Below are 13,357 nucleotides of genomic sequence, written 5' to 3' on the forward strand. Positions count from 1 at the left end.
ATGGGACACTATGAGTCAAACAAGCTTTCTTGATGAAATACAAGAGATAAACCTCGCTTACCTTCTGCTTGCTCAGCGCCTGTTGAGCGAAGATCGGGAGGCGGCCATGTTTCGTCTCAAAATTGACGGTGAGCTGGCAGATCTGTTGGTCTCACTGAATGCCTGGCAACTCACCAAGCTGGCCCGCAGCAACCAGTTGGTCTGTCGCTTCAGTCATGCCAGCGGCGAGCGGCTGTGTCAGGTTCTGGACAACCCGCGAGATCAGGGGTTGGCAGGATTGCATGCTTCACTGCTATCTGCCTGTGAGCCTTTTTCCTCACTATCGTCAGGAGAGTCGAAGTGAGTCAAAAGAGCCTTGTGGATGAAATGCATCAGGTGCAGCTGGCCATTGAGCTGATCGAGCTGGGTGCTCGTCTACAAGTGCTGGAGACGGAAACGGAGTTGAGTCGTACCCGTTTGATCAAGCTCTATAAGGAAGTGCGTGGCATGTCGCCACCCAAAGGCATGTTGCCTTTTTCGGCAGACTGGTTCGTCACTTGGCTGCCGAATGTGCACTCATCACTGTTTTATAATATTTATCTTGGCTTGCTCGAAGGTACGGAGTGTGAACGTATCGACGCTTTCGTCAAAGCGTACCGGTTATATGAAGAGCAGGTATCGCTCGAGGGTGCAGAGTCGGTGTTGGGTCTAACGAGAGCGTGGACGCTGGTGCGTTTTTTCGAAAGCGACCTGCTGCAATTGACCACTTGCACTCGTTGTGAGGGCCGCTTCGTGGCACATGCCCATAGTCCCGTTCATGACTACGTGTGTGGTATTTGCCAGCCCCCCTCGCGGGCCGGCAAAACACGCAAATCAGGGCGTTGAACGTATAAAATTGTCACACCTCTGGCGGCCGTGAACAAAAGCAATAAACTGCGTTTTAACGCATAGATAGCGGTAAAAGTCGTTGATACTTTCTCATTAAATCGTGCTGTCACCTGAGTATGATAGACCTAAGCTGCATTGTAGATAGGGCTGCCTGCATCTTTTGGTTGGGTGTCGAGTACGGCTCTGTTGATAAACCACTCATATCGCAAGGACACTGCTTGTGCTGATTCTCCTGGGTTATGTCGTTGTCTTGTTCTGCGTCTTTGGTGGCTATGTGATGGCCGGCGGTAGCCTGGGGCCTCTCTATCAGCCCCTGGAGCTACTGATCATTGGAGGCGCTGGCGTGGGGGCGTTCCTGGCGGCCAACAACGGTAAGGCGATCAAGGCCACGTTCAAGATTTTGCCAAGGCTCAAGCGTACCAAGAAGTACAACAAGGCCTTGTACATGGAACTCATGGCTCTGCAGTACAAGATTCTGTCCAAGGTGCGTCGAGAGGGCATGCTGGGGATCGAGCGCGATATAGACAATCCCAAGGAGAGCCCGCTATTTCAAGAGCATCCTGACGTACTGGCCGACTCTCATATCATGGATTTCCTGACGGATTACCTGCGCTTGATGGTCAGCGGCGGCATGGAGCCCATGGAAATCGATGAGCTGATGCTCCACGAAATCGAAGTCTTCGAGCAAGAGGCGCACATCCCTATTGATGCGATTGCCAAAGTGGGAGATGCCATGCCTGCTTTTGGTATCGTGGCAGCCGTCATGGGGGTTATCAAGGCGTTGACCTATGCGGACGCTACGGCAGAACAGATGGGGCAAATGATCGCCATGGCGTTGGTGGGCACCTTCCTCGGTATTTTGATGGGCTATGGCTTCATCAGTCCGATTGCCAGTTATGCCGATCGCCAGGCCAAGGAAGCTGAAAAAATGCTTCAGTGCATTCGCGTGACGCTGTTGGCCAGCTTGCACGGCTATGCTCCACAGTTGGCGGTCGAGTTTGGGCGCAAGGCGTTGCACAGCACCGAGCGCCCCAGCTTCTCTGAACTGGAGGAGTACGTGCGCGATGCCAAAAAGGGCGGTAATGCATGAGTAAGGGGGGGGATAAGCGCCCGATCGTCATCCGGCGCAAAAAGGTGGTCCATGCCCACCATGGAGGGGCATGGAAAATCGCACTGGCAGATTTCATGACGGCGTTGATGGCGCTGTTCCTCGTCATGTGGATTCTTAGTGTATCCAGTGAAGAGACGCGCAGAGGCGTTGCCGAGTATTTCAGTACGCCGCTGGTCACGGCGATTACCGGTGGTGATCGTTCGGGGAGCACCCGTGTTATCCCGGGCGGCGGGCCGGACCCCACCCATAGTGATGGCGAGCGTGCACGGATCGACGTCTTGCAGCAAACGCGGCCCAGTGCGCAAGAGCGTCGTTTCTTTGAAGATTTGCAAACGCGTATAGAGCGGGCAATCGAGCGTGATCCCGATCTGCGTGAGTATCGTAACCAGATGCGTTTCGATCTGACGCGTGAAGGCCTACGTATCCAGTTGCTGGATACCGCGCAGCGGCCAATGTTCGAGCTGGGTAGCGATCAGGTAGCCCCTTACATGCGTAGTTTGTTACGCACCATGGCGCCGCTACTCAATGATTTGCCGAATGACTTGAGTATCAGCGGGCACACGGACAGCGTTCCGTATGCAGGCGGATACCGTGGTTACAGTAACTGGGAGCTCTCCAATGACCGCGCCAATGCATCACGCCGTGAGTTGGTGGCGGGAGGGCTTGATCCAGATCAACTGCTGCGCGTATCGGGCTTTGCAGACCGAGTGCTGCTCGCGGACACTACGCCGACGGATCCCATCAATCGACGTATCGAACTTGTGGTGCTGCTGCCGGAAATCGCCGAGGCGATACGTAACCCGGGTGTTTTAGCGCCTAGCATGCCGTTTTCGACCGAGAGTGTGCCGGAAGATCTTTTGCAACAAAACATACCGCAAGCCAGCGACAGCCCATGAGCCTGGCTTGCCACATAATGATGACGTTCAAGTGGAGCGGTGCATGGACATAGCGGATTTTTTTGACACCTTCTTTGAAGAAGCCGAGGAGCTGCTGGCGGATATGGAGCAGCACTTGTTGGAACTGGATGTCGATAATCCGGATGGCGAGCAGCTGAACGCTATTTTCCGCGCGGCGCACTCCATCAAAGGAGGTGCAGGTACCTTTGGTTTCAGCGTGCTGCAAAAAACCACGCATATTTTTGAAAACCTGCTGGATCACGCGCGCAAGGGCGAGCTTGCGCTGCGCGCAGACCTCGTTGATACCTTTCTGGAGGCTAAAGACATCATGCATGAGCAACTCAATGCCTATCGCAATGAGGAAGAGCCGAACCAGGAAGCTTATGAGCGCATCTGCGAGACACTGCAGCAAATTGCGCTGGAAGAAATTGGCAAAACGCTGGATGCGCCAGCCGCTCCCAAGGCAGAAGAAGCGTTTGCCAAAGAGGCGACTCCTTCTGTCGACAGTAGTGCAGGGGATAGTGAAGAGGAGAGCCCGGCAGGCGAGCATCGCCTCAAGGTGGCCCTTCTCAATGTCGGTGAGAAAGACCGCCTGCTGCTGGTAGAAGAGTTGGAGCAGCTGGGTGACGTAGAGTCCCAGTCGGGTGATGAAAAGCGCTACGAAGTCATCCTGTCGGGAGGCGTCAGCGCCGACGACATCGAGGCCGTGATGTGCTTTATCATCGAGTCGGATCAGATCGACATCACGGCATTGGCTGCCAGTGCTCCTGCGGCTGCCGGTGAACCGCCAGCACCTGTGGCCGAGCCCGCTCAGCAGGACAGCGCTACCGTCACCAAGGCGCCTGCGCCCGCCAAGCCAGCGGCTGCCAAGGCAGCGACCAAGAAACCTGCCGATCAGGCGCCCAAAAAGACGGCTGCCGAAAGCTCGTCGATCCGTGTATCGGTCGATAAGGTGGATCAGATCATCAACCTTGTCGGCGAGCTGATCATTACTCAGTCGATGCTGGATCAGACGGTGAGTGACCTGGAAGGTCAATCGGTCAGCAACAGTTCCTTGCAGAACGGCATGAGCCTGCTGCAGCGTAATGCCCGTGACCTCCAGGAAGCCGTCATGTCGATCCGCATGATTCCCATGGAGTTCGTATTCAGCCGCTTCCCAAGGGTTGTGCGTGATACGGCCAGCAAGCTGGGCAAAGAGATCGAGCTGATCACCGAAGGCAAGTCCACCGAGCTGGACAAGAGCCTGGTAGAACGCATCACCGACCCGCTGACACACCTGGTGCGTAATAGCCTGGATCACGGTGTGGAAATGCCGGATGTGCGTGAATCGCTGGGCAAACCGCGTGTGGGCAAGCTGGTGCTTTCGGCGCGCCACCAGGGCGGGAACATTCTGATCGAAGTGCGTGATGACGGTGCAGGCATGGACCGTGATCGGCTGTTGGCCAAGGCGCGTGAAAATGGCCTCAACGTGTCGGATACGATGTCCGATGAAGAGGTGTTCCAGCTCATTTTTGCGCCCGGCTTCTCCACTGCCAAGGAGGTGACCGATGTCTCTGGTCGTGGCGTTGGCATGGATGTGGTCAAACGTAACATCCAGGGCATGGGTGGACGTGTCGAAATCCAGTCGAAAAAAGGCGAAGGCACCAATACACGCATCGTGTTGCCGCTGACCCTGGCCATTCTGGACGGCATGTCCATCAAGGTAGGCAATGAGACGTTCATTCTGCCGCTATCCACCGTGTTGGAGTCGCTACAGCCCGCCAAAGGGGACATGTACGCCATGGCAGGGGATGACGTGGTACTCAAGGTGCGCGACGAGTATCTGCCGGTCATCGCCATTCATGAAGTACTGGATGTCGAAAATGCCATCACTGACCCCACCCAAAGCATTGCCGTCATCGTGCAGGGAGAAGGACGTCGCTATGCCATGTTGGTCGATGAGCTGATCGGCCAGCAGCAGGTCGTCGTCAAGAATCTGGAAGACAATTACCGCAAGGTGCCGGGCGTATCGGCCGCTACCATCCTGGGGGACGGTAGCGTTGCGTTGATTCTCGACATTACCGGCTTGCATCGCTTGAGCCGGGCGAAAAAAGAAGCAGGTAAAACCGCTAATCAACCCCATCTCTCTTATTACAAAGAGGCTGAGCCGTCATGAGTCATTCATCCAACGTAGCAGTGTTAGCCGCTGCTGAAGCAGAAAACCGCGAATTCCTGGTGTTTTCACTCGGGGATGAAGAGTACGCCATCGATATCCTGAAGGTTCAGGAAATTCGGGGCTATGAAAACGTGACCCGTATTGCGAACGCACCCGATTTTATCAAGGGAGTTACGAACCTTCGCGGGGTCATCGTGCCCATCGTCGACCTGCGCATCAAGTTCCATCTCGAGAATGTGGAGTACGGTGGTCAAACAGTTGTGATCGTGGTCAATGTTGCCGATCGCATTGTTGGTATCGTGGTCGATGGTGTTTCGGATGTGATGACGCTCGTGCCTGACCAGATCAAACCTGCACCTGAGTTTGGGGTGACGCTCTCCTCCGACTTCCTGAGCGGCTTGGGCAGTTTGGATGACCGGATGTTGGTGCTGGTAGATATCGACAAACTGCTGACCAGTGAAGAGATGGCGTTGGTGGACAGTACGAGCCATCACTAATACTCGAGATGGGCACAGGGAGCGTGCCCGTTTTGTTCCAGCTAACCCGCCTTGGCGCCAGGGACAGCACTCGCCGGTATGGTGGCGTTTGGAGTAATGCGTGTGACACAGCTAGTGCGTCAACTGATGAGTAATATGACGGTGCGTCTTAGTTGGGGGTTGGTGTTGGCCACCTTTTCACTGCTGGTCGTGCTGGCCTGTGGTATTGGCCTTTACGCGCTTCATCATGGCGCTACGCTGGTTCAGGCAACGGCGGACGCCCAGGCGCAGCAGCAGGCATTTACGGCCTTTGCCGAGCGTATCCGCTGGGCGCTCATTGCCATCGTGTTAATGACGATTGCCACTGTTGTCATCGTATTGTGGGGCGTCACGGTCAACGTTTTGCGTCCACTGGATCGCCTGGTGGGCTACTTCGAACGCATGGCTCAGGGCGATTTGAATCAGCAGATCACCTCGCCAGGCAAGAGTGAAATCGGCAAGCTCTACAGCGCCATGGCGCACATGCAGGCAGCGCTTTCGGAAACGGTGGGGGTCGTTCGGCGTAGTGGAACCACCATCTTCGAGCGCTCCCAGCACATTGCCAATGGTAATAATGACCTCTCCTCGCGTACCGAGCAGCAAGCCTCTTCCCTTGAGGAGACGGCTTCCAGCATGGAGCAGCTCGCCTCCACCGTCAGCCATAATGCCGACAATGCCCGCCAGGCGAGTCAACTGGCGGGCGATGCGACCCTGACCGCGCGGCGTAGCGGGGAAGAAGTGGGGCAAATCGTCGAGACCATGCAGGATATCAGCGCCAGCTCGCACCAGGTGGCGGACATCATTACGGTGATCGATAACATCGCTTTTCAGACCAATATTCTCGCGCTCAATGCCTCGGTAGAAGCCGCGCGGGCAGGTGAACATGGCAAGGGGTTTGCCGTCGTGGCCCAGGAGGTGCGCAGCCTGGCCAGCCGCAGTGCCAACGCAGCCAAAGAGATTCGCACACTGATCGATACGTCATTGGGTAAAGTGGATACGGGCACCCAGCGCGTCAATCAGGCGGGCCAGACCATGCAGGATCTGGTCACCGCGGTACAGCGGGTCAGTGACATCATGGATGAGATTGCGGCAGCTTCTGAAGAGCAAAGCAACGGCATCGGGCAAGTGAACCAGGCGGTTGCCCAGATGGATCAAGTCGTTCAGCAGAACGCTCAGCTGGTGCAGCAAGCGGCACGCAGCGCCAACGAGCTGGAAAGCGAAGCAGCAAGGTTACGTGAAGCGGTGGAGCGCTTTCGTGTGGCGGAAGGGGCAGCTCCCCCATCTACCGCGCCTGTGCTGTCTCAGCCGATGAAGCGTCCTTCTGCCTCTGCGTTGGCCGCCCCAGCACTGACAAGGAAGGCGTCCCAGGAAGAGTGGGAAGCGTTTTAAGCACAACCAGTTTCTGCACAGCCAATGCCCTGAACCAGCGCCAAGCGCCTAAAATTAACAATAAGGCAGTAAGATGCGTAACAACCAGCCAGTCACTCAGCGCGAAGTCGAGTTGAGCCAGGACGACTTCCTCGTTTCTCGCACCGATCTCAAGGGGCGTATTACCTACGCTAATCCGGCCTTTATCGAGATTAGTGGCTACCGTCATGATGAACTGATGGGCGCGCCTCACAACCTGATCCGCCACCCTGATATGCCCGCCGCCGCCTTCGGAAACCTGTGGAGTACCCTGAAGCGTGGCGATACCTGGCGGGGGCTGGTCAAGAACCGGTGCAAGAGTGGCGACCATTACTGGGTAGATGCCAGCGTTACGCCGATCGTGGAAAACGATCAGGTGGTGGGCTACACCTCGGTGCGTGTGCAGGCAACGCGTGAAGCCATTCAACAAGCGGAGCAGCACTACAGCGACATTCGTGAAGGGCGCAACAAGCGCCTGTATCTGGATAAAGGGCGTGTTCGCCAGCGTGGGCTCGTTGCCAGAGTCAGACGTATGCGTCTGGATACCATTCGCGCCAAGCTGATAGGAATGGTGTGCATTGCGGCTCTCCTGCTGATCGCCAGCGGTGGATTGGGGCTATACGGTTTGAACGTGGCGGGTGAGCGCCTGGAGGGCCTGAACAACGACGGCCTGCGTGATGTCATTCGGCTGCAACAGATCGATCAGACCATCGCTCAGACGCGCCAGTCGATGATCGAGCCCGAGCGTATGCAGCTCATCACCCAGCGTTTCGACATGGGGGATACCGTGGCAGCCAGTGCTGCCCAGGTGGCGGATGTGTGGCAGGCCTATTACAGCCGTGAGGTGAATGCCACGCCACTGGCCAGCCAGTTCGATGAACAGCTGCAGGCCTTTCTGGATAATGGCATGCGCCAGGCAGTGGGTGTGCTTCAAGCGGAAGAGACCTACCAGGCATTTACCGGCCTGGACGCCGTGATCCGTGTCATGAACGAGGATGGCCGGGCGCTCTCTTCCCTGGTCAATGAACTGATTGCCCAAAAGCAGGCAACCGCGGAAGTGATGGCCTCCGAGGCCGAGCGGGGACAAACCGTCATGCTGAGCGCTCAGGTCGGTGTGCTAGCCACCGGCTTGGCACTGTTGATCGTGATCAGCCTGCTGACGCTGCGCTCCATTACACGACCGCTGAAGCAAGCCTCGCGGTTTACCTTGCAGATTGCCGGCGGCAATCTTGCCGCCAGAGTACCGCCCAGACGGCGTGATGAAATAGGCCAGCTCATGGATGCTCTCGACACCATGCGCAAGAGCTTGAGCAGCATCATTGGCGAGGTCAAGACAGGCATTGATGTGGTCACGCCGGCGGCCAAGCAAATTGCCAGCGGTAACGAAGCGCTTTCTTCACGCACGGAGCAGCAGGCGGCATCGCTGCAACAGACCGCGTCCAGCATGGAGGAAATGACCACCACCGTTCGTCAAAATAGTGATAACGCTCAAGAAGCACGGCGTCTGGCCGATAATAATGCAACAAGGGTTTCCCAAACGGGTGAGTTGATGACCCAGTTGGTCGATAACATGCAGCGGATCACGCACAGTTCGCAGAAAATGACCGACATTATCAATGTCATTGACTCCATTGCCTTCCAGACCAACATTCTGGCTCTCAACGCGTCTGTCGAGGCGGCACGAGCGGGAGAGCATGGGCGTGGGTTTGCCGTCGTGGCCGAAGAGGTACGCAAGCTGGCGGGACGTAGTTCCGATGCGGCTCAGGAAATTCGCGGCCTGATTGATGACTCGAGTCAGCAAGTGGGCGAAGGGGCGGGCCTGGTTGAAAGGGCCGAAGTCGCGATCAGCGAAGTGGCTGAGGCTGCCCGTAGCGTCACGCAAATCATGCACGACATTTCGGCAGCCTCCCAAGAACAGAGCAGCGGTATCGCCGAGGTCAATCAGGCGGTGGCCGAAATGGACCAGGCGACGCAGCAGAATGCACTGCGTGTTCAGGAAACGGCACAAGCGGCGCTGGCGCTGGAGCAGCAGGCAGAGCTTCTGGCGCTGTCGGTCGAGGCTTTCCGCCTGTCGGGACATCGCGAGATGTCGCCACAACGTGAGCACCAGCAGGCAGCTGGACTGCCGTCGATGACTGCGCAACCGGGCAACGCTAAACCGCCTGCGCCGGTCAAGAAACGGCCAATAGCTTCTGTAGAGGAGTGGGAAACATTTTGACAGACCAACGCGAACGGGGAGTCGACGCCGGACAGTGGGCGTCCAGCGGACAGATGGAGCGTGATCTGGTACTCACCGATGCGGACTTTACGCGTATTCGTGAGCTTATTTATCAGCGTGCAGGCATCGTGCTGGCGGAGCACAAGCGTGAAATGGTGTATAGCCGCTTGGCCAAACGGCTGCGCCACCATGGCATGACGCGCTTTACCGACTACCTTTCGCGGCTTGAGCGTCAGCCCGACGCCAAGGAGTGGGAGGCGTTTACGAATGCGTTGACCACTAACCTCACGGCCTTTTTCCGTGAGTCACACCACTTTCCACTACTCGCAGAGCATATCAAGCATAAGCAGGAGCCGATCACCATCTGGTGTTCGGCGGCATCGACGGGGGAAGAGCCCTACTCGATTGCCATGACGCTACTGGAGACCCTTGGTGGCAGAGCGTCACAGGCCAAGGTAATCGCCACCGATATCGACACCGAGGCACTCGCCAAGGCGCGCCGTGGCATCTACCCCCAGGAGCAGGTGCGCAAACTGGATGAAGCTCGCGTGAAACGGTTTTTCCAGAAAGGCACGGGTAACCACATTGGGCTGGCCCGGGTACGGCCGGAGGTGTCTGCGCTGGTCGAGTTCATGCCGCTCAACCTGCTGGCGCCGCAGTGGCCTGTCAAAGGCCCTTTTGATGCTATTTTTTGCCGTAACATTATGATTTATTTCGATAAAGATACGCAGGCGAAAATACTCAAACGGTTTGCACCACTGATGAAGCCTGATGGTTTGCTCTTTGCTGGGCACTCGGAAAACTTCTCTTACATCAGCGATGCTTTCAAGCTGCGTGGACAAACCGTCTATACCCTTGCCAAACGATGATCGTTGTGTGTGACGCTGCTGGTGCGGCCACGGCCCACAGGAGTAATGCCGAAATGGCGACTGTTAAAGGAGGCGTGCTTTGAGCGCAGCCAAGATCAGAGTGTTGTGCGTCGATGACTCGGCGCTGATTCGTGACCTGTTGACCGAAATCATCAACTCGCAGCCTGATATGGAAGTGGTCGCGGTGGCCCCTGACCCCATTGCGGCCCGTGACCTTATCAAACAGCACAACCCGGACGTCTTGACGCTGGATGTCGAGATGCCGCGTATGGACGGGCTGGATTTTCTCGAGCGCCTGATGCGCTTGCGCCCCATGCCGGTGCTGATGGTTTCCTCGTTGACCCAGAGTGGTTCCGAGATCACTTTGCGGGCATTGGAGCTGGGCGCGCTGGACTTCGTTGCCAAGCCGAGCCTGGGTATTCGTAGCGGCATGATGGAGTACGCCAACGAAATCGCTGAAAAATTGCGCGCGGCGGCCCGCTCTCGGCCGCGACAGGCGCGTAACAGGAACACCCCGCCACCCAGCCAGCTCAAAGCGCCGATGATCTCCAGTGAGAAGCTGATCATCATTGGCGCTTCCACAGGGGGCACCGAGGCAATCCGCGCCGTGCTGGAGCCTTTGCCAGCCAATGCGCCTGCCATTCTGATCACTCAGCACATGCCCGGTGGCTTCACCCGTTCGTTTGCCGAGCGGTTGGACAGGCTGTGTCGTATCACCGTCAAGGAAGCCACCGATGGCGAGCGCGTGCTGCCAGGCCATGCTTATATCGCCCCCGGAGATCAGCATCTGGAGCTGGTGCGCAGCGGTGCCAACTACGTGGCGCGACTCAATGATGGTCCGCCGGTGAACCGTCATCGCCCGTCAGTAGATGTCTTGTTCCACTCTGCAGCCAAACATGCAGGGAAAAACGCGGTAGGTGTGATCCTGACTGGTATGGGCAAGGACGGGGCGGCGGGGCTGCTGGAAATGCGTCAGGCAGGGGCCCCGACCATTGCCCAGAACGAAGAGACCTGTGTGGTGTTCGGGATGCCCCGTGAAGCCATCGCCGTAGGGGGCGCGGTGGACGTGCTGCCACTGGATGAAATTCCATCGAAAATGATGGCGCTGGTGGCCGCCTCTGGACGCGCTCAGCGCGTCTAAGGCCTTAGAGACAAGACAAACGATCCAAGGGAATTCATAACAATGACACGTTTGCTGCGCAACCTTAGTATTCATCTGGCCGTCATTTTCGCGCTAGTCTGCTTCGTGGGCTTGATTCTACTGATTGCCGGTTTGAGCATTGCCTCGGACCGCAGTGCACAGAGCAATTTGGCCACGCTGGATCTTATCGGCAATCAGCAGCTCAATGAGCTGAATCGCGCTGACTCGCTGCTCAACCAGGCCATGCTGGCGCTGGAAACCGCTTCGAACCTGCTGATGGTGGGGCAGACCCGTCAATCCAACGAGCAGGTGGATATCGCTGCCAATCGTCTGGAGCGTGCCGAGCGTCGTTATACGAACTTCATGGCCACACCGCGTAGCACTGAGGGCGAGTTGCTAGGGGGGGCGGTGGATGAAAGTTTCGTGCGGGTATTGGCGTTGGTCAAGGAGCAGCATGCCAGCTTCGACACCATGGACATCTCTACCTTCAACCACCTGCGCGGCGAGTTGATCGAGCCCTTGGACGAGTTGGCTGCCAATACCACGGCGTTTATCGAATATGCTTTTGGCCGCGTGGGCGCCGTACGTGAAGACGCTCAGGCGCAAGGCAGTCTCTTTACCACGATCAGTATCGCTGCCGAGGGGCTCGCGCTGCTGGTCGCACTGGCCATCTACCTTGGCCTGCGCCGTACGGTGATCAGGCCGCTGAGCGATGCCGCTGCGCGCCTTGGACGCATTGCCGAAGCCGATTTAACCCAGCCGCTCCCCCAGGCGGGCAAGAACGAGATAGGTCGACTGTTCGCTGCCATGGCCACCATGCAGCAGAACTTGAGTGCCACCGTGTCGAGGGTGCGTGAGGGCAGTCAGGCAATCCATCACGGCACTCGAGAAATTGCCAGCGGCAACGCAGACCTGTCCTCCCGCACCGAGCAGCAGGCCGCCTCCATCGAGCAAACTGCGGCCAGCATGGAACAGATGACGGCCACCGTGAAGCAGAATGCCGATAATGCTCGCCAGGCCAGCACGTTGGCAGCAGATGCATCCACTACCGCCGAGCAGGGAGGGCAAGTCGTCGCACAAGTGGTACAAACCATGCACGGTATTTCGACCAGCTCGCAAAAAGTGGCTGATATTACCAGTGTGATCGACTCGATTGCTTTCCAGACCAACATATTGGCGTTGAACGCTTCCGTGGAAGCTGCGCGGGCGGGTGAGCAGGGGCGTGGTTTCGCGGTGGTGGCTGGCGAAGTACGTAATCTGGCCAGCCGCAGTGCGGACGCCGCCAAGGAGATCAAGTCCCTCATCGAGGCCTCGGTCAGCCAGATTCAGCAAGGCTCCTCGCTGGTCGAGCAGGCAGGGCAGACCATGACGGAAGTGGTCACGGCAGTGCGGCGTGTCACGGATATCATGGATGAGATATCGGCGGCCTCGCAAGAGCAGAGTGATGGCATCGAGCAGGTCAGTCAGGCCGTTGGCCAGATGGATCAAGTGACTCAACAAAATGCCGCGCTCGTTCAGCAGGCGTCCGCAGCGGCAGCCTCGCTGGAGGAGCAGGCCAATCGCCTTGAAGAGGCCGTTGCGGTCTTTCAGGTGCTCAATGCGCGGGCTGAGCGCACTCACGCGCCAGCGTCCGTGGCAACGTCGGCGCTGCCCAAGGCCGCCGCCAACCCGCCAGCTCGTCGTGTTGCTGCTCAACAGCACCACGATGAGTGGGAAGAGTTTTAACCCTGACTGAATCAGCAGTCCCCCTGTAAATATTGTGATGTGAGAGGATGACCAATGGCCGATAAGAACATGAGCTTCCTGGTAGTAGATGATTTCCCCACGATGCGCCGCATTGTGCGTAGCCTGCTGAAAGAGCTGGGTTTTACGAATGTGGACGAAGCGGAAGATGGCCAGGACGCCCTCAACAAGCTGCGGGCAGGCAATTTTGAGTTTGTCGTTTCCGACTGGAACATGCCCAACCTCGACGGCCTGGAGATGCTCAAGGAAATCCGCCAGGATGAAGCGTTGAAAGACTTGCCGGTACTGATGGTGACGGCCGAAGCCAAAAAAGAGAACATCATTGCGGCAGCCCAGGCCGGTGCCAATGGTTACGTGGTCAAGCCGTTCACTGCGGCCACTCTGGAAGAGAAGCTGAATAAAATCTTCGAGAAGATGGGTAAATGACGCAGCTGG

At 57.3% G+C, this 13,357-nt stretch carries 12 protein-coding genes; all 12 read left to right on the forward strand.

Going from position 1 to position 13,357, the window contains the following annotated elements:
• The first annotated feature begins 10 nt into the window (after positions 1 to 10).
• Complete coding sequence (flhD, locus tag CWI66_RS03070; RefSeq protein WP_081139194.1) at positions 11 to 343, forward strand: flagellar transcriptional regulator FlhD; 333 nt, start codon at positions 11 to 13, stop codon at positions 341 to 343.
• A complete protein-coding gene (gene flhC / locus CWI66_RS03075; RefSeq protein ID WP_016915715.1) occupies positions 340 to 864 on the forward strand; it encodes a flagellar transcriptional regulator FlhC in 525 nt (174 codons plus the stop codon). Before flhD ends, flhC begins: the two co-directional genes overlap by 4 nt.
• Positions 865 to 1,087: 223 nt before the next feature.
• Positions 1,088 to 1,957 (forward strand): flagellar motor stator protein MotA, encoded by an 870-nt coding sequence (gene motA / locus CWI66_RS03080; protein ID WP_100730901.1) that lies wholly within the window; start codon positions 1,088 to 1,090, stop codon positions 1,955 to 1,957.
• Positions 1,954 to 2,874, forward strand: coding sequence for a flagellar motor protein MotB (gene motB / locus CWI66_RS03085; protein WP_100730902.1), 921 nt, complete (start codon positions 1,954 to 1,956; stop codon positions 2,872 to 2,874). The genes motA and motB overlap by 4 nt, the downstream gene beginning before the upstream one ends.
• Before the next feature lie 43 nt (positions 2,875 to 2,917).
• Positions 2,918 to 5,029: a chemotaxis protein CheA gene (gene cheA / locus CWI66_RS03090; RefSeq protein ID WP_100730903.1), complete on the forward strand. Its 2,112-nt coding sequence runs from the start codon at positions 2,918 to 2,920 to the stop codon at positions 5,027 to 5,029.
• Entirely contained in the window at positions 5,026 to 5,526 is a 501-nt protein-coding gene (cheW, locus tag CWI66_RS03095; RefSeq protein WP_081139197.1) for a chemotaxis protein CheW, read from the forward strand. The genes cheA and cheW overlap by 4 nt, the downstream gene beginning before the upstream one ends.
• A gap of 126 nt (positions 5,527 to 5,652) precedes the next feature.
• The gene (locus CWI66_RS03100; RefSeq protein ID WP_232710722.1) at positions 5,653 to 6,933 is read left to right on the forward strand and encodes a methyl-accepting chemotaxis protein; all 1,281 of its coding nucleotides are present in this window, start codon (positions 5,653 to 5,655) and stop codon (positions 6,931 to 6,933) included.
• Between the two features lie 73 nt (positions 6,934 to 7,006).
• Positions 7,007 to 9,169: a methyl-accepting chemotaxis protein gene (locus tag CWI66_RS03105; RefSeq protein WP_100730905.1), complete on the forward strand. Its 2,163-nt coding sequence runs from the start codon at positions 7,007 to 7,009 to the stop codon at positions 9,167 to 9,169.
• Positions 9,166 to 10,038 (forward strand): protein-glutamate O-methyltransferase CheR, encoded by an 873-nt coding sequence (gene cheR / locus CWI66_RS03110; protein ID WP_100730906.1) that lies wholly within the window; start codon positions 9,166 to 9,168, stop codon positions 10,036 to 10,038. The genes CWI66_RS03105 and cheR overlap by 4 nt, the downstream gene beginning before the upstream one ends.
• Positions 10,039 to 10,117: 79 nt before the next feature.
• The gene (locus CWI66_RS03115; protein WP_100730907.1) at positions 10,118 to 11,179 is read left to right on the forward strand and encodes a protein-glutamate methylesterase/protein-glutamine glutaminase; all 1,062 of its coding nucleotides are present in this window, start codon (positions 10,118 to 10,120) and stop codon (positions 11,177 to 11,179) included.
• 42 nt (positions 11,180 to 11,221) lie between these two features.
• Complete coding sequence (locus CWI66_RS03120; protein ID WP_100730908.1) at positions 11,222 to 12,904, forward strand: methyl-accepting chemotaxis protein; 1,683 nt, start codon at positions 11,222 to 11,224, stop codon at positions 12,902 to 12,904.
• 54 nt (positions 12,905 to 12,958) lie between these two features.
• Positions 12,959 to 13,348 (forward strand): chemotaxis response regulator CheY, encoded by a 390-nt coding sequence (cheY, locus tag CWI66_RS03125; RefSeq protein ID WP_016915725.1) that lies wholly within the window; start codon positions 12,959 to 12,961, stop codon positions 13,346 to 13,348.
• Positions 13,349 to 13,357: the final 9 nt, after the last annotated feature.

Source organism: Halomonas sp. 141, assembly GCF_002810305.1.
GTDB classification, from domain to species: Bacteria; Pseudomonadota; Gammaproteobacteria; order Pseudomonadales; family Halomonadaceae; genus Vreelandella; species Vreelandella stevensii.